A 17,291-nucleotide genomic window follows, 5' to 3' on the forward strand; every position below is an offset into this window, starting at 1 on the left:
CGCCGAGGAAGCCGCGGTGGCGGTCAGCCGGTACGGCGCGATGTCGGTGGGCATCCGCTCGCCCGACCGGGCCTACCGGGACTCCGCCGGAACTCCGTCGGCGTCGACCGCTGATCCGCTGCGGAGGTTGCCGAGCAGCATGGCGATGAGGGCGGCGCCGACCGCGAGGAGGGCAGCGGCGACGGTGAGCGCGAGCGAGAAGCCCTCCGTGGCCGCAGTCAGCGGACTGGTCGACTCCGCCAGGGCGTCGCTGCGGCGTGCAGCCAAGGTGACCAGTACCGCCAGGCCCACCGCACCGCCCACTTGTTGGACGGACGTGAGGATCGCCGAACCCACACCGGCGTTCTCCTCGGTGGTGCCCGTGACGGCGGCGACCGTCAGGGCAGGAAGGCCCAAGCCCGCGCCGAGGCTCGCGACGAGCAACCCGGGCAGCACCCCGGACAGATAGCCGTCGCCCGGCTTCAAGCCGGCCAGCAGGAGCAAGCCGGCTGAGCAGAGCAGGAACGAGGCGACGAGGGTCCGGCGCGATCCGAGCCTGATCACCGCGCGGGAGGACAGCCACATGCCGGTGAGGATTCCGGCGCCGTACGGCAGGTACGCCAGGCCCGCCTCCAGCGGGCCGTAGCCGAGCGCGGTCTGCAGGTGGAGCATCAGCAGGAAGGCCATGGCGTAGAAGGCGGCGGAGAAGAGCAGGCTCGTGGCGTTCGCGACGGCGCGGGTCCGGAAGGCCAGGAACGGCAGCGGCACCAGCGGCTCGGCCGCACGTGCCTCGACCGCGAGGAACGCGCAGGCCAGGACGACGGCCAGGAGCAGGGGCACGAGGACCGCCGCGTCACCCCAGGGCGACTCCCCCGCCTGGAGCAGCCCGTAGACCAGGGACACGACGGCGCCCGTCCCCAGCACCGCCCCCGGTACGTCCAGTCGCGCCTTTCGGTTGCTCCGGCTCTCGTTGACCAGTCGCGGGAGCAGAACGAGGGCCAGAGCGGCCACGGGCAGGTTGATCAGGAAGATCCAGCGCCAGGAGGCGAGGCCGGTCAGGGCACCGGAGATCACCAGACCCATCGTGCCGCCCAGGCCCGCGACGCCGCCCCAGACACCGAATGCCTTGGCGCGTTCCTCGGGAGCGGGGAACATCAGGGTGATCAGGGACATCGCAGCCGGGCTGGCCAGGGCCGCTCCCGCACCCTGGGCGAACCGCCCCACCACGAGTTGCCACGGTTCCTGGGCCGCTGCACAGGCGAGGCTCGCCACACCGAACAGTGCCACTCCGCTGAGGAAGACACGGCGGCGGCCCAGTAGGTCGGCCGCACGTCCGGCCAACAACAACAGCCCGCCGAAGGCCAGGAAGTAGGCGTTCACCGTCCAGGCCAGACCCGCCGCAGAGGTGAAACCGAGCTCGTCCCGGATGCTGGGGAGGGCGACGTTCACCACGGTGTCGTCCAGGACGAGCATGAACTGTACGAAACACAACACGATCAGCGCTGACCTACGGCGACCGACGCTGGTGACGAGGGTGGGTGCTGGTGTCATGACCGGCGCCCTCGGGGCATGGTCGGTACGTCCGTCCCGGATGTGCGCCCGTGGCGCGGATGAGCAGGCATACAAGGACGCTATGCACCGGTCGCATTGGCCACAATCCGCTACGAGGCCATGCCGTATCGCGTTGAGGCCATACGCTGAAACGCATGGACGAGAATGTCGCATGTCCCGCTCCCCCCGGGGTCGGAGCAATCGTCGTGGGGGACTTCCCCCTGGCCTCGGGGCAGTGGGTGGCGCCGCACAGCCACCCGCAGCACCAGTTGGCCTGGACGCGGAGCGGTGTCCTCGGCGTCGCCGTCGACGACACCTACTGGGTCCTGCCGCCGTCCCGGGCGTTGTGGCTGCCTGCGGGAGTCGTCCACCGTACGGGCGCGACCCGCAACGCAGTGCTGCGCGGCCTCTACCTGGAGCCCGATCGGTGCGCACTGAACTGGGCGGAGCCCACGCCGGTCGGTGTGGACGGGCTGCTGGCCCATCTGATCGACCACCTCAGCCGACAGGACCTCACGCGCGATGCACGGCTGCGGGCCGAGGGGGTCGTGCTGGATCTGCTGCGCCCCCTGCCGACCACACCGATCCATGTTCCGCATCCCGTCGACGAACGCGTGTGTGCCGTGGCCGATGCACTGCTCGCCGATCCCGCGGATCCACGGAGCCTCGAAGCCCACGCACGAGCCGTGGGAGTGAGTCGACGCACGCTCACACGGCTGTTCGTCCACGACACGGGGATGAGCTTCGATCGCTGGCGGACCCAACTGCGGCTGCGCGCCGCCCTGCCCCTCCTCGCCGAAGGCCGCCCCGTGTCCCTCGTCGCACGAACCGTGGGGTACGCGACACCGAGCGCGTTCCTCGCGGCGTTCCGCCGAACGGTGGGCACCTCTCCGAGGCGCTACCTCAACGGTGACGCCGTCCTGGAGACAGCGGGACGCGACCGGCCGCATCACGAGGGGCAAGCCGTGAGTGACGCCGCTCCTGACCGTCAGGACTCGGGCGCGTAGGTGTGGTGGAGGTAGGCGAGCACCGCGCTGACGCGGCGGTGGAGATTGGTCTCCTCGCTCAACCCCAGCTTGCTGAAAACGGCGTTGACGTGCTTCTCGACGGTCGAATCGGCCAGGTGGAGCGCCCCGGCGATGGCACGGTTCGTCTTGCCCTCCGCCATGTGCCGCAGGACCTCACGCTCGCGCTGGGTGAGAACTGTCAGCGGGGCGTCGGCGTCGCGCGAGTGGGTGCGCAACAGCACCTCGACGATGCGCGGATCGATGACGGACCGCCCGGCGACGACCTCGCGCACGGCGTGCAGGAGCTGATCCAGCTCACCCACCCGCTCCTTGAGGAGGTAGGCCAGTCCGTCCGTGCCGTGTCGAAAGAGGTCGAACACATAACTCTCATTGGCGTGCTGCGACAGGATGACCACACCGGTCCCCGGGTGGGAGGTGCGGATGGCGTGGGCAGCCGTGATCCCTTCCGTGCGGTGGGCGGGTGGCATACGGATGTCGGTGATCACTCCGTCGGGCCTGAGCCGGTCCACGGCGGTCAGAAGTTCATCTGCGGTGCCCACGGCGGCGACCACCTCCACGAGGCGGCACTCCTCCAGTAGTTGGCGCAGACCCTCGCGGAGTAGGTAGTAGTCCTCCGCGATGACCACGCTCAGGCGCTCCTCAGCCACTGATCCGCTCCTTCACCGTCTGGGGGGTCTCGCGCGGCAGCGCCGTGAGCCGGGCGTTGATGACGGTGCCCCGGCCCGGGGCACTGTGGATGTCGAAGCGGCCTCCGACCGCCTCGATGCGGTCGCGCATGGCGGCCAGCCCCGAGCCGTTGCGCGGCACGTCCGCCATTCCGTGGCCGTCGTCGCTGACTTCGATGAGGAGATAGTCGCATTCCAGTGCGAGGCTGAGCGTCACGGTGCGGGCTCCCGCGTGCTTGAGCACATTGGTGAGGGCCTCGGAGACGAGGTAGAAGGCCGACTCCTCGGTCTCCGTGGTGAACCGGGTTGCTTCGAGGCCCGGTTGGACCTGGAGGGACACCGGCACCGGCAGTCTGCGGGCGCACGAAGTCACTGCTGCGACCAGCCCCTGGTCGGTGAGGACGGGCGGGTGGATGCCCTGCGCCAGATCGCGGAGTTCCTCGACGGCGCGGTAGAGGTCGTCCTGGACTTCGACGAGCGCGGCGTCGACGTCTCCGCCGTGCTGCAGCCTCACCCGGGCCAGCCGCGCCTTGACCAGGAGGGTGACCAACTGTTGTTGCAGGCCGTCGTGCAGACGCCGGGCGATGCGGCGGCGCTCGGTGTCCTGCGCCTGCACGATCCGGGCGCGGGAGGCGTCGAGCTCGACCGCTTGGCGCTGCACCTCGCGCACCCGCAGGGTGAGTTCGCCGTGGAGGTGGACGTTGTGGACGGCGAGGCCGGCCTGCTGGGCGAGGGAGCGCAGCACATGGTAGTCCTCGTCGGTCATGCGACCGCCGTCCTTGAGGCCGAACTCGATGACGCCGAGGACCTCTTCGCCGTACCGCAGAGGGTGGGAACCGGCCTTGCCTCCCTGGCGGGTGCCGGCCCGGCCGAGTACCGCGTCGGGCGCACCGGGGGTCCTCAGTCGGACCTCGACCCATCCGAGCCCCAGACCGCTGCGCAACTCGTTCGCCAACTGGGGTGCCAGGCGCGCGAGGTCGTGGGCGTTCCCCAGGGTGGTGCCGAACTGGATCAGCAGCTCGAAGCCCGACGGCCGTCGGCCGAAGACCCAACGCCGGGCGAGCCGGTTGAGTCGCGTACGCAAGGGTTGGAACAGCGCCGTGGAGAGGACCGCGACGAGCAGGGCGAACCCGATGGGGAAGTACTGGCCCGCGGTGAGTCCGAGGGTGATCGCCATGCCCAGGTACCAGAGGCTGATGATGAACCAGAGGATGCCGTAGACGACGGAGCGACGGACCGGGACGTCAACGCCCAGGATGCGGTAGCGGAAAGCCGCGTACACCACCACGAGCGAGGTGAGGATGTACGGGAGGGCGCCCAGCACCGTACCGATGAAGTAGAGGTAGCCCTCGTCCCCCTGCCAGGCCCGGAACAGTCGGGAGGAGGCCCGGGCGAGGAGGATCACGGCCCCGGCACAGACCACCGCCTGCAACTTCCCGCTGCTCGCGCCGGTCCGCTCCGAGGAGGCCCCCGCGGCCCGCCGGCTCAGGACGCAGCGGATCACCAACAGGACGGCCCCGCATCCGGGGAGCCATGCCTCCGGGTAGTAGAAGACGGCGAGATGGGTCGTCCGCGGCGAGACGCCCAGTGCGGGCAGCACCACCGGCAGGGCCAACAGCACCCAGAGGAGGCGCAGCACCACGCGTTCGTAGGAGAAGCGGTACGTCCCGTCGGGGAGCAACGCCAACAGCCGCACCAGCAGGATGCTCGCCACCAGTGCGGTGATCTGGGTCAGTTGGGTGACCGCCAGCAGCGGGCGGACCTGGTCCGCTTCCATCAGCAGCCAGCGGTTTGTGTACTGCACCGTGATGTTGACCGACAGCCAGACTCCGACGAGCAGCAGTCGGCGTGCCACCGGACTCGACGGAGCGTGCCGGACGGCGAACAGTCCCGCCAGGTAGCAGGGCAGGACCGAGCCGAGTATCCACGGCAAGGTGTACCGGTTCTGTAAGGCGAAGGTGCCGACGAACGCCGCGTACGCCAGACAACTCCCTCCCACCACCGCGACGGTTCGTATCAGCAGCCCTTTTAAGATCACCTCCCCAGTATCGGGAGCGGCCTTTCCGGGCAACAGACCGCGTGTCCAGGCGGCAGACCGCCCGTCGGGATGGTGGAGAACCTCCATGTCGGACTGGTGGCCTGCACGCTGCTGCCGATGCCCCCGCCCGTCGCATGCTTGGCGTGCCGCCGGAAGCAGGGCCACAGCGGTGCAGGAGCCACGGCCCGTCAGTACCGGGAAGGAGGGCGGTTCCATGAGTACGGCAGAGACGTCCAAGGCACCGGACGTGATCGTCTGGGACATCACCTATGCCTGTCCGCTGCGCTGCTCCCACTGCTACTCGGAATCCGGGCGGCGGCCGTCCCGTCAGTTGGCGCCCGCCGAGATGCTGCGGGTCGCCGATTCCATCATCACGCTGAAGCCCCGCGTGGTCGCCCTCTCGGGCGGTGAACCGCTGCTGGTTCGCGGTGTCCTCACGGTCGCGGAGCGATTCGTACGGGCCGGTGTCCGGCTCGGCGTCAACACCAGTGGCTGGACCCTGACCCGGCCCGTGGCGGAGCGTCTGGCGGACCTGTTCCATGAGGTGCTGGTCAGCGTGGACGGGGCGACCGCCGAGGTGCACGACCGGATTCGGGGCCGGGTCGGCTCCCACGAGCGGGCGCTGAGGACACTCGCGCTCCTTGACTCGGTGGCCGGCGAAAGACGGCAGGACGGTCGCTCTCCGCTCCGTTTCGGCATCGACGCAGTGGTGGTGAACAGCAACAGGGCGGAGCTCGAACAGTTCTGTACCGACATCGCGCCCCGGTTTCCCCATCTGTCGGCCCTCTCGTTCAACGCGGCCGTACCCGCCGGGCTCGCCAACCGCGCCGACTTCGTCCGCACCGAACTGCTCACGTGGGACGGATTGGCGGACTTGACCCACCCCGACCTCCTTGCGCGACTGCGCGCGCTGGCGCCGTCCACGGTCCAGGTGTTCACCGCGGACAATCTGAACCTCGGGGTGTTCCCCGACCGGCTCGCCGCCGGCGAAGACGCGCAGATCATGCACATCGAGCCGGATGGAGAGGTCCGCGCGATGCCCCTGTACGAGGGGACCGTGGGCAATCTCCTGAACGAGCCGGCGGACCTGTTGTGGGACCGGGCGCGGGCCCGCTGGCGTGACCCGTTCGTGGTGGAGGCCCTGTCGACGGTGCGCACCATGGCGGAGTGGGTCGATGCCACCCACCGGCTCGACCACCGGTTCGCGTCGGACGAGGTCCGGCTCCTCATCGATCGGCGCGTCCGGGAAGCGCAGGCCCCAGTCGCAACGGAGGCGCCGTCGTGTTGAGCCTCACCGGATACGAACGGTTCGCACTGGCCGACCCCGATGTCTACGAGGAACCGGAACGCATCGCCGACACCGACACGCGGCTCCCGGCAGCCGACCGCCTCCCGCCCGCCGGCTGGGACCGCGACGAGAGTGGCTGGTGGGTGACGTGGCGGCCCGGGACCCCGGCGGCATCGGACACCCCCGGCTGGCGGATCGTGGTGTCCGGTACCCCGACCGGCGCGGCACGCGCCGTGGAGGTCGTCGCGGGACACTGCATCGACCGCCGGTACCCCTTCGCCTTCCCGCGCAGTACCACGGCCGTCCGGATGTTGAACGCGGACCACGGCACGGGGAGCGATCGCGCCGAAGCCGGCACCGTGGCGGTGGTCGCCCCACCCGATGAGACGGCCCTGGCTGATTCCCTCCACGAACTGGCCGTCCTGCTGGACGCGTTACCGGGCCCGCGGATACTCAGCGGTCTGCCCCACGGCCGCGGCCCGCTCCACGTCCGCCACGGCACGCTCCTCACCGACCCGCGCACGCCTCCCCCGCCTTCCTTCGTCCTGCCCGACGGCGTCACCCTCCCGGACTGCGTCCGCGCCCCAGGTGCGTCGGCCACCGGCACCGGATTCCCGTACGTGGTCGAGGCGGCGCTACGGCTGTCCCCCGGCGGGGGTGTCTATCGGGCGGTCCACCAACCCGACAACACCGCCGTGGTGCTCCGCGAGGCCCGCCCGTACGCCGGCATCGACCGGTACGGTCAGGACGCCGTCGCCCGGCTGCGCCACCGGACCGATGGGCTGGCCCGGTTGGCGGGACTGGACTGCGTGCCGCAGATCGTGGACACCGGTACCTACGGCGGACACGCCTTCCTCGCGACCCGCCACCTCACCGGCACCCCGCTGCTCCATGCGGCCACCAGCGCCTGCCCGCTCACCTCCGAGTCACGGGCACGGAAGGAGGCACGCGGGTACGCGGACTGGGCGTCGAACGTCCTCGAACGCGTGGCGGCAGCATTGGAGGCCGTCCTGGCCCGCGATCTGCTCCCCGCAGTGCTGCATCCGCGTCACGTCCTGCTGCGCCCCGACGGTCGGATCGTGTTGAACGGGCCGTCCTTCCCCGTGCAGTCCCTCCGGGGCGCGGCGCCGGACACGTGCCCGGACACGGAGTCGGAGCAGTTCACGGTGCCGGCGCACCTCCGGGGTGAGGATGCCGCCCGGTACCTGCTGGCAGCCCTGGAACTCTGGCTGTTCCTGCCCGTGCCCCACCATCGATGTCCCGGCCGGCTGCGCACGCTGGCCGACGCCGTGCACCGGTACTACCCGCTGCCCCGGCCGCCCGACTACGGGCCCCTCCTGCTGCGGGCCGTCAGGTCAACGGCTCCCGGGCCTGCACACGATGCGGCGGCCGAACTCTTCGCCGGGGATCCGCCCGACTGGCCCGCCCTGCGCGATGCGCTGGTGCACGGCATCCACGCCGTCGCCACCCCCGACCGTCCTGACCGGCTCTTCCCCTCCACACCGACCGGCCCGCACCGCATCGGCGGACCGTCCTTCGGCCATGGAGCCGCCGGGGTGCTCTACGCGCTGCACCGTTGCGGCACCCCGGTTCCGGAGCAGTACGTCGACTGGCTGACCGGGGCCGCGAAGCGCTCCGCGCCCTCCCGGGCCGGCTTCTACGACGGAGTTCACGGGATCGCCTACACCCTGGACCTCCTGGGGCGCCGTGACGCCGCCCTGGAACTGCTCGACCGGGGCAGCCCGGCGGCGGACCGCGCGGCAGGCCCCGATCTGGAGCGGGGACGGGCCGGCATCGCTCTCACCCAACTGCACTTCGCCCGGGCCACCGGCGACCGGACGCTGTTGGACGAGGCGCTGGAACACGCCCGTCGGCTCACGGCCCTGATCGAGCGGGGGCCCCTTCCCGCCCTGCCCGGCCAGCATCCACCCCACGGCCTCCTGCACGGCCCGTCCGGCATCGCCCTCCTTCTGGTGCACCTGTACGAACACCTGGGCGAGACCTGGCTGTTGACGGCTGCGCACCGGGCACTGGACCTCGATCTCGCCCGCTGCCGGACCTTGGCCGACCACACAGTGATGTTGGACGACGGCGCGCGCGGACTGCCCTACCTCCAGGGCGGCAGCGCTGGTGTGGGACTGGTCCTGCACCGACTGCTGGCACACCGGCCGGACCCTCGGGCAGCCGCCCTCCTCGACGGCGTACGACGCACCTGCGCCCCCGTCCACGTCCAGAACTCCGGGCTGCTGCGCGGCAGGGCAGGGGTCATCGCCACCCTCGCAGCCCTCGGCGAACCACCCGCAGCGACCGCGACCGCGGATCACTCGGCGCGGCCCCACCACGAGGTCCGTCAAGGCTCGGACGGAGTGGCGCGGCCCCTGGTGAACCGGCAGATCCGGCGGCTCGGATGGCACGCGCGGCTCCACCACGGAGCCCTGATGTTCCCCGGGTACCGCCTGCTGCGGCTCTCCGCAGATCTGGCGACCGGATCGGCGGGCGTTCTGCTCGCCCTCAGCTCCGCCCTCGCGGAAGGTGGCCGGACCTTGGAGGTCCTGCCCTTCCTCGGGACGCGGCCCCACCCCCACGAGAGAGCGAAGGAGGTGTGAAACATGTCGGAGATCCTCGAACTGCAGGAGATGGAGGAGGAAACCCCCTCCCTGTGGCCTTGCAACAACAGCTACAGCAGCACGACCGGACTTGAGTAGGACCCGGTCCCCGTACCGCCGGCCGGCGGCAACCGTGTCGTCGGCCGGCGGGACACACTCCCCCGGGTGTCCGGGAGCGTCGACGAAGCGGAAGGACCTCATCTCATGCTGGCCCAGGGAGATCTCGCGGCGGATCCGCACTACGTCGACACGCTCGACCGGGTCGGCGACCACCACACCCGCTGGGCGTGCTCGGACCGGCCGGCGCCCCCGGGCTGGCGTCGCGGGGAGAGCGGCGGTTGGGTCCATCTCCGCCCCGAGTCCGTACGACTGCCCCCACAGGGTTGGAAGATCCATGTCTCCGCGACCGCCGACGGGGCGCCCACGGCCGTGGAACGGGTGTGGGACCACTGCATCGCCCACGGTCTGACCTTCAAGTTCCTCCGCAGCAGGACCATGGTCGAACTCGCCAACAGCAAACAGGCCACCCGGTCGGCGAGCGGCAAGGTCGTGACCGTCTACCCCGTCGACGCCCGGGAACTTGAGCAGACCCTCAAGGAACTGGAACCCCTCCTGACCGGGATTCCCGGACCGTACGTCCTCAGCGACCTGCGCTGGGACCGGGGGCCGCTGTATCTGCGGTACGGCGGGTTCAGCACGCGCTACTGCTTCGCACCGGACGGCACCTACACCCCCGCGATCAGCACCCCGGAGGGGGAACTCGTTCCCGACGTGCGCGGCGCCTCCTTCAAGGTGCCGCCTTGGGTCGAGGTCCCGACCGCCGTCGCCGCCGCCGTCCGACGGGCGGATGCACAGCCGCGCGGAGCCTTCCCGTACCGCGTGGAGAAGGCCCTGCACTTCTCCAACAGCGGTGGGGTCTACCGGGCCGTGGAGAAGTCCACCGGTCGCACGGTCCTGCTGAGGGAGGCCCGCCCGTACGCCGGTGTGGATTCCCTCGGCCGCGACGCCGTGGAACGTCTGGTGGGAGAACGAGCGGTACTGGAACGGCTCGCCGGGCTGGACTGCGTTCCCCGCGTCCACGAGCAGGTTCGGCACTGGGAGCACCACTTCCTCGTCGAGGAGTTCGTGGAGGGCGAACAACTCCATGAGGCGATCGGTCGCAGGCACCCCCTCTTCCAGCCCACCCCGCCCGGGCCCGACGCACTCCCCGACTACACCGCGTGGGCGCTCGACATCGCCGACCGGATCGAGGAGGCGATCGGTGCGGTGCACGCGCGGGGCGTGGTCTACGGCGACCTGCAACCCGGGAACATCATCGTCCGGCCCAACGGCAGCGTCTGCCTGGTCGACTTCGAGACGGCGTTCGCCCATGCGCCGGACCCCGAATCCAAGGGCTCACGGGTTCCGGTCGCGCCCGGACTGAGCACTGCGGGCTTCACTGCCCCATGGGCCCGTTCCGGCACCGCGATCGACCTCTACGCGCTGTCCTGCCTTCGGCTCGCCCTGTTCTGCCCGCTCACCCCGCTGATGCGGTTCGACGGCGCCAAGGTCGACTCGCTCACGGCCTGGACCGCCAGCCGGTTTCCCGTACCGACGGGATTCGTCACCCGGCTCCGTACCGAACTGGCCGACCCCTCGCGCGGGTCCGCTCCAGCTGCGACCGATACCGAGGACGTGGAGCTGGCCGTACCGGGTCTGCGCAACGCGATCCTGGCCAGTGCCACGCCCGAGCGGTCCGACCGTCTCTTCCCGGGGGACGTCCGTCAGTTCGACCAACAGGCGTGCACGCTCTCCCACGGCGCCGCGGGAGTGCTCCACGCCCTGCACCTGACAGCCGAAGACACCGACCCCGTTCCGGCCGAACTCATCGACTGGCTCCTACGGGCCGTCGAGCGGGTCCGATGGATCCGCCCCGGCCTCTACGACGGCATGGCGGGCATCGCCTACGTCCTCGCCGAACTCGGCCACCCGGAAGCAGCCCATGAAGCACTCGACCGCATGTCACGGATCGACCCCAACCGGTGCGGAGCGGCACTTCGGGGTGGTCTCGCCGGCATCGGATCGACCTGGTTGCACTTCGGACGTACGGAAGAGGCGGCCCGGGTCGCAGCACCCCTGGAACGCGCACTCGCCAAGGGAGCCGGACCGACCGTCCCAGGCATCGGGCTCATGGAGGGCTGGTCCGGAGCTGCGCTGTTCCTCGTCGAGCTGCACGCCAGGACGGGAGAGGAACGGTACGCACGAGCAGCCGAACAGGCGCTGGCACGGGACCTGGCGCACTGTGGTGTCCCGACCGGACCCGATGGGTCCGGAACCGCCGAGCGGACGGATCCCACGAAGCCTCCCATCGTCCAGGTCCGCAAGGGGCAACGTTGGCTGTCCGCACTGGACGGCGGCAGCGCCGGGATCGGCATCGCGCTCGACGCCTACCTGCGCCATCGCGAAGACGCACACTTCGCCGGCGTCCGTGATCGCATCCGAGCCGGACTGAACGCCGAACTGATGCTCACACCCGGGCTGATGAACGGTCATGCCGGGCTGCTCTATGCCCTGACCTGCCTCGACGGCGACACGACCGCCCGCCGCACCCAACTCCGAGCCCTACACCTCCACGCGGTCCGACCGCACGACCGACCCGGCTTCGCCCTCGACGGCATGCTCAGACTCTCCACCGATCTGGCCACCGGCACCGCGGGAGTCCTCGTTGCCGTCCATGCCGCGACCCGGGGCCGGGCGCAGGACGCGCTACCGTTGATCAGTCCGCCACCGGCTGACGAGCGGCGGTGAAGCTGCGCGGCGGCACCCGCCGGGACACCGACAGTCTGCTGCACAATCGTGACTTCCAACTCCTCGGCGCAAGCCAGGGACTGTCGCTGCTGGGCTCCGGTGCCTCGGCCCTGGCCCTGCCCCTGTTGGTCCTGGAGACCACCGGGTCTCCCGTCGCTGTCGGCCTGGTGGAGGCGGCGTGGACGGCATCTCTCGCCGCAGCGTGCCTCCCTGCGGGGTCCGTCGTCGACCGCTTCGACCGACGCGCCGTGCTCCTGTTCTGCGAAACGGGACGCGCTGTGGTGGGCGCACTGCTCGCCGCCCTGGTCCACTTCGGCGCGGCTTCCCTTCCCGCCCTACTCGTCATGGGAGCGGTGCTCGGGCTGCTCACCGCGCCGTTCAACGCCGCAGGACTCGCGTCGACCCAGCAGATCGTGCCCGAGGCAAAACTGGCCACGGCGATGGCCGTAAACCGAGTGCGCGGACAGGCAGCCCTCCTGCTTGGCCCCGTCATCGGCGGCGCGCTCTACACGGTCTCGCCCGGTCTGCCGTTCTGGTTCGACGCCACCACATTCGCGGTATCGGCCGTCAGCCTGCTGTTCCTGCGCACCAAGATGGCGGTGCCCAGGCCCGAGGAGACGGACGAGGGCCTGCTGCGGTCGCTGACGGCGGGGCTCCGGTTCCTGTGGCAGGACGTACCCCTGCGCCGGATGACCCTGGTCGCCTCCGGCCAGAACTTCGTCCTCGACGGTGTCTATCTGGCGGTGATCGTCCTGCTCGCCGGGGCGGGCGGATCGGGTACGTCGGTGGGACTGATCACCGGTGTTTCAGCCGCGGGCGGCATCGTCGGAGCACTCATCGCACCCTGGCTCGAACGGAACATCGCCTACGGCCGGGCCCTGCTGGGGACGGGAGTTGTGTGCGCCGTTCTCGTGGCAGCCATGGCCACGACCAGATCCGGTCCGGTCATCGGGGCGCTGCTCGCCGGTTGTGCCTGCGCCACCGCCGCTTCCAGCACGGTGATGACCGTGGCCAGGACCGTCCGTACTCCGCCCCACCTCCAGGGCCGGATGCACAGTGCGATCGGCCTCCTCCTGATGGCCACTCCTCCCCTGGGCTCGGCCCTGACAGGATTTCTGCTCGCCGTCCTCCCGGGCCCCGCGGTCCTCCTCCTGCTCGCCGCCGCCATGGCCCTGCTCCTCCCTGCCACCCGCATTCCCGAAACGCCTTGGTGACAACGGACGCCCCTGGACCGACCGACCATTGCGCCACTGTGCGCCGGTGACCATCGGCACATCGACTCGTCGCATGAGCAGGCGGTCGTTATGTTTCACCCCCGGTCACCGCGCCGTTCCCCCTCACTCTGCCACCGCACCAGAAACGTCAACTCCGCCGGTGATCGATTCACCCTGAGTAGTGATGGCCGCAGGATTGCAACGGAGACCTTCGGCCATGACAGGGCGTGCGGAAGAGAGTTGGGAGACGTATGTGGTGTCTGCGGTCGCCTTGGTCTCCTCCATGGCGGCGTGAGAGGAGTTGTTCCGGTGGCAGATTTCGCAAACGTGACTCGCGAGAATGGCCGAACCCCTTCACTTGCCACTTTACGTGTTCACACGGATGCGATGCGCTACGGGCTGTTTCCGCTCCGCCACGGCGCGCAGAGGTGCGGTCGGTCGGCGGTGTGTTCCAGCAGCGTCGACTCAAGGAGAAGAACCATGACCACACCTCCTCCTGTTCCACTCCGAGTTGCCCTGGCCAACGGCAGTTTCGAGCAACCCGCAGTGTCTGGTGTGGAGATCCTGCCGGACGCCTCACAGACACAGGCGTCCAAGTGGGTCCCGGGCTGGCTCACCACCGCCTCCGACCACAGGATCGAGCTCTGGCATTCGGGCTTCCAGGGAGTGCCGGCGGCCCACGGCGTCCAGTTCGCCGAACTCAACGCCAACGAGGTCTCCACGCTCTACCAGGACCTGCCGACCACCCCCGGTACGAAGCTGTACTGGCGGCTGTACCACCGCGGTCGCCAGGGCGACGACACCATGGCACTGGACATCGGTGCACCAGGCTCCACGGTGGAGCAGAGGCGCTTCACCGACGGCAACACCGCCTGGGGCTACTACACCGGCACCTACACCGTCCCAGCAGGCCAGACGCTGACGCGTTTCGCCTTCCGTTCCATCTCTGCCGCCGGCGGCAACCGCGGCATCGGCAACTTCCTGGATGGCATCTTCTTCGGCACCGCGGCCTATGTGCTGCTCGACAAGACCGCCATTCCCGCGGGGCCACTGGAGGTGGGCGACGTCGTCACCTACCGCATCACCGCCAAGAACGAGGGCGGAGGCGGTGCCGAAAACCTCATCCTGACCGATGTGATCCCCCAGGGCACGACCTACCTGCCCGGCTCGCTGCGCATCGTCGACGGCCCGAACGCCGGAGCGAAGAGCGACGCGCAAGGTGACGACCAGGCGTACTACGACGCCCCGGCGAACAAGGTCGTCTTCCACCTCGGCAACGGCGCCACCGCCGCGGACGGGGGCAGCCTGCCCAGTACAGAGACCCTGCCGGCGGGGACCACGGTGGAGTACCGGGCCACCATTGACCGGGCCAGCGGTGGCAAGCAGATCAGCAACACCGCGAGCGCCTCCTACGAGAACCGGCTCGGCAACACGCCTGAGCCCCTGACGGCCACATCCAACGAGCAGGTCACACAGGTCAAACCGGCTGCCGACCTGTCCGTGACGAAAGCAGCCGACGCCACCACCGTCACCGTCGGACAGACGGTGACCTACCGCATCACCGTCCACAACACCGGCCCGAACGACGCCACCGGCGTCACCGTCACCGACCGGCTCCCCGAGGGCCTCACCTTCCTGTCCGCCGAGGAGCCGGGAAGCTACGCCCCTGCTACCGGTCAGTGGAGCGTGGGCCAACTGGCCAACGGCGCCACCGCGACCCTCGTACTGCGGGCCAAGGCCACCAAGGCCGGCCTGGTCAGCAACACCGCAACGGTCAGCGGCAACGAAAGGGATCCCGGCACCACCAACAACACCGACACCGTAAGCGTCTGTGTCGAGCCGGCCCCCTCCTGCTGTGACCCCTGCGCCGGCTAGGAGCGTCCCGTACCGCGTTGCCACGAGGGGCACTGCCGACGACCACTTCCGCAGGGTTCGCCATCAAGGCCGATCTCCGAACCGCCGATCGTGGAACCCGACTGCGGCATCCGGAAGACGCCCGCCCCGTCACACCGTACGGTGTGACGGGGCGGGCGTCTGAGGGTATGAAGGTGCCAAGGTCAGGGTGGGTGCGACCGGGCGCTTCGGCCGAACCGGGCCGCGCCCACGACTACAGAGCGCGGGTCAAGCGGTCGGTGAGCAGCCGGGTGAAGCGAGCCGGGTCCGGCAGGTCGCCCCCTTCCGCGAGCAGCGCACCGCCGTACACGAGCTCGGCGATCTCCGCCAGTGCGGGATCGTCGGCGTTGGCGTCGTGTGCCGTGCGCAGTGCGGTGATCAGCGGGTGTGTGGGGTTGAGTTCCAGGATCCTCTTGACGTTGGGCAGTTGCTGCCCCATCGCCCGATACATCTTCTCCAAGGTCGGCGTCACATCGTGGGCGTCGCCGACGATGCATGCCGCCGAGGTCGTCAGGCGGGACGACAGGCGGACCTGCTTGACCTGCTCGGACAGGGTGGTGGTCAGCCACGGCAGCAGAACGGCGAAGTCCTGCTCGCGCTGCGCCTTCTCGGTGTCGACCTCCTGGTCGCCGTCCGTGGACTCGTCGAGGTCGACCTGGCCCTTGGCAATGGACTGCAACCGGTGGCCGTCGAAGGCCGGGACCCGGTCCACCCACACCTCGTCGACGGGGTCGGTGAGGATCAGGACCTCGTACCCCTTGGCGGTGAAGGCTTCCATGTGCGGGGAGTTCTCCACCATCGCACGGTTCTCACCGGTCAGGTAGTAGATCGCGTCCTGGCCCTCCTTCATGCGCTCGACGTACTCGCGCAGCGTTGTGGTCTTCTCCTGGTCGTGGGTGGAGGCCGCCGACACCAGCTCAAGCAGGGCCTCGGTGTTATCGGTGTCCTCGATCAGCCCTTCCTTCAGCGCCCGGCCGAACTGCGTCCACACCGTGGCGTAGCGCTCGGCATCCTTGGACTGCATGTCCTTGATGGCACCGAAGACCTTCTTGACCAGGCGCCGCCGCACACCGCGGATCTGGCGGTCGTGCTGAAGGATCTCGCGGGAGACGTTCAACGAGAGGTCGTGGGCGTCCACGACGCCCTTGACGAAGCGCAGGTAGTTGGGCATGAGCGCTTCGCAGTCGTCCATGATGAACACCCGCTTGACGTACAGCTGCACACCGCGCTTGGTCTCCTGTGAGAACAGGTCGAAGGGTGCCTGAGAGGGAATGAACAGCAGCGCCTCGTACTCGAAGGTGCCTTCGGCGCGCATGTGGATCGTCTCGGCCGGGGCCAGCCAGTCGTGGCTGATCTGCTGGTAGAACTCGTGGTATTCCTCATCGGTCACCTCGGTGCGCGGCCGGGCCCACAGAGCCTTCATCGAGTTGAGCGTGTCGACGTCACGAGTGGTCTGCCCCTCGGTGTCGGTGCGCTCGGTGGCCATGCGGATGGGCCAGCGGATGAAGTCCGAGTACTGCTTGACGATCTGACGGATCTTCGCATCGGACAGGTAGTCGGCGAGCCCGTCCTCGCTGTCGGCGGGCTTGAGGTGCAGGGTGACCGAGGTGCCGACGGGCAGGCCGTCGGCGGCCTGGATGGTGTAGGCGCCTTCGCCGTCGGACTCCCACTGGGTGCCGGAGTCGGTGCCGGCCCGCCGGGTGCGCAGGGTGACCTTGTCGGCAACCATGAACGCCGAGTAGAAGCCGACGCCGAACTGGCCGATGAGGTTCTCGGCGGTGGCGGCGTCCTTGGACTCCTTGAGCTTCTCCAGCAGGCCGGCGGTGCCGGACTTGGCGATCGTGCCGATCAGCTCCACGAGATCGTCCCGGCTCATGCCGATCCCATTGTCATGGACGGTCAATGTGCGGGCGTCCTTGTCGACCTCAACCGAGATGTGCAGGTCGGTGGTGTCGATATCGACGAGGCTGGAGTTGGTCAGCGATTCCAGCCGCAGCTTGTCCAGTGCGTCGGAGGCGTTCGAGATCAACTCGCGCAGGAAGATGTCCTTGTTCGAGTAGATCGAGTGAATCACCAGTCGGAGCAACTGGCGTGTCTCAGCTTGGAACTCCAGCGTCTCGACACTGCTACCCATGTGGGGCCCTTTCTTTGGGAACGTCGTGAACAGTGGGGAATCGGGCGGCAGCGAATCGTTGCCCGCTGTCGGCGTGTTTCGGGGCAGGCCGTACCGCGCCCGCGTTCT

The 17,291-nt window shown here is 69.5% G+C and carries 10 protein-coding genes; 6 read left to right on the forward strand and 4 right to left on the reverse strand.

Going from position 1 to position 17,291, the window contains the following annotated elements; all coding sequences use genetic code 11:
- Positions 1–72: 72 nt before the first annotated feature.
- Positions 73–1,530, reverse strand: coding sequence for an MFS transporter (locus ABZ348_RS02210; protein WP_358928404.1), 1,458 nt, complete (start codon positions 1,528–1,530; stop codon positions 73–75).
- Between the two features lie 155 nt (positions 1,531–1,685).
- Between ABZ348_RS02210 and ABZ348_RS02215 the strand changes: the two genes are divergently transcribed.
- A complete protein-coding gene (locus tag ABZ348_RS02215; RefSeq protein WP_358928406.1) occupies positions 1,686–2,537 on the forward strand; it encodes a helix-turn-helix transcriptional regulator in 852 nt (283 codons plus the stop codon).
- Here the strand turns inward: ABZ348_RS02215 and ABZ348_RS02220 are convergent.
- Both ABZ348_RS02220 and ABZ348_RS02225 read right to left on the reverse strand, forming a co-directional pair.
- Positions 2,519–3,205 carry a response regulator transcription factor gene (locus ABZ348_RS02220; protein ID WP_358928408.1) on the reverse strand — a complete coding sequence of 229 codons (687 nt, stop codon included), beginning with the start codon at positions 3,203–3,205 and terminating at the stop codon, positions 2,519–2,521. The genes ABZ348_RS02215 and ABZ348_RS02220 overlap by 19 nt on opposite strands.
- The gene (locus ABZ348_RS02225; RefSeq protein ID WP_358928410.1) at positions 3,198–5,261 is read right to left on the reverse strand and encodes a GAF domain-containing sensor histidine kinase; all 2,064 of its coding nucleotides are present in this window, start codon (positions 5,259–5,261) and stop codon (positions 3,198–3,200) included. The genes ABZ348_RS02220 and ABZ348_RS02225 overlap by 8 nt, the downstream gene beginning before the upstream one ends.
- A gap of 214 nt (positions 5,262–5,475) precedes the next feature.
- On the opposite strand from ABZ348_RS02225, the gene ABZ348_RS02230 reads away from it, so the two are divergent.
- The 5 genes from ABZ348_RS02230 to ABZ348_RS02250 all read left to right on the forward strand — a co-directional run bounded on the left by ABZ348_RS02230 (position 5,476) and on the right by ABZ348_RS02250 (position 15,031).
- The gene (locus ABZ348_RS02230) at positions 5,476–6,549 is read left to right on the forward strand and encodes a radical SAM protein (RefSeq protein WP_358928412.1); all 1,074 of its coding nucleotides are present in this window, start codon (positions 5,476–5,478) and stop codon (positions 6,547–6,549) included.
- Positions 6,543–9,155: a lanthionine synthetase LanC family protein gene (locus tag ABZ348_RS02235; RefSeq protein WP_358928414.1), complete on the forward strand. Its 2,613-nt coding sequence runs from the start codon at positions 6,543–6,545 to the stop codon at positions 9,153–9,155. Before ABZ348_RS02230 ends, ABZ348_RS02235 begins: the two co-directional genes overlap by 7 nt.
- Before the next feature lie 204 nt (positions 9,156–9,359).
- Complete coding sequence (lanKC, locus tag ABZ348_RS02240; protein WP_358928416.1) at positions 9,360–11,942, forward strand: class III lanthionine synthetase LanKC; 2,583 nt, start codon at positions 9,360–9,362, stop codon at positions 11,940–11,942.
- A complete protein-coding gene (locus tag ABZ348_RS02245; RefSeq protein WP_358928418.1) occupies positions 11,939–13,156 on the forward strand; it encodes an MFS transporter in 1,218 nt (405 codons plus the stop codon). Before lanKC ends, ABZ348_RS02245 begins: the two co-directional genes overlap by 4 nt.
- Before the next feature lie 480 nt (positions 13,157–13,636).
- On the forward strand, positions 13,637–15,031 hold the full coding sequence (locus ABZ348_RS02250; RefSeq protein WP_358928420.1) for an isopeptide-forming domain-containing fimbrial protein: 1,395 nt from the start codon (positions 13,637–13,639) through the stop codon (positions 15,029–15,031).
- 232 nt (positions 15,032–15,263) lie between these two features.
- Here ABZ348_RS02250 and htpG read toward each other — a convergent pair whose 3' ends face one another.
- The gene (gene htpG, locus ABZ348_RS02255; protein WP_358928422.1) at positions 15,264–17,183 is read right to left on the reverse strand and encodes a molecular chaperone HtpG; all 1,920 of its coding nucleotides are present in this window, start codon (positions 17,181–17,183) and stop codon (positions 15,264–15,266) included.
- Between the last annotated feature and the right edge of the window lie 108 nt (positions 17,184–17,291).

This window comes from Streptomyces sp. NPDC005963, from assembly GCF_040638655.1.
Classification (GTDB): Bacteria; Actinomycetota; Actinomycetes; order Streptomycetales; family Streptomycetaceae; genus Streptomyces.

Bases quoted from the DNA above. Each gene is read 5' to 3' on its own strand.
- ABZ348_RS02210 (WP_358928404.1), bottom strand. From the start codon at position 1,530: ATGACACCAGCACCCACCCTCGTCACCAGCGTCGGTCGCCGTAGGTCA.
- ABZ348_RS02215 (WP_358928406.1), top strand. From the start codon at position 1,686: ATGGACGAGAATGTCGCATGTCCCGCTCCCCCCGGGGTCGGAGCAATC.
- ABZ348_RS02230 (WP_358928412.1), top strand. From the start codon at position 5,476: ATGAGTACGGCAGAGACGTCCAAGGCACCGGACGTGATCGTCTGGGAC.
- lanKC (WP_358928416.1), top strand. From the start codon at position 9,360: ATGCTGGCCCAGGGAGATCTCGCGGCGGATCCGCACTACGTCGACACG.
- ABZ348_RS02250 (WP_358928420.1), top strand. From the start codon at position 13,637: ATGACCACACCTCCTCCTGTTCCACTCCGAGTTGCCCTGGCCAACGGC.
- htpG (WP_358928422.1), bottom strand. From the start codon at position 17,183: ATGGGTAGCAGTGTCGAGACGCTGGAGTTCCAAGCTGAGACACGCCAG.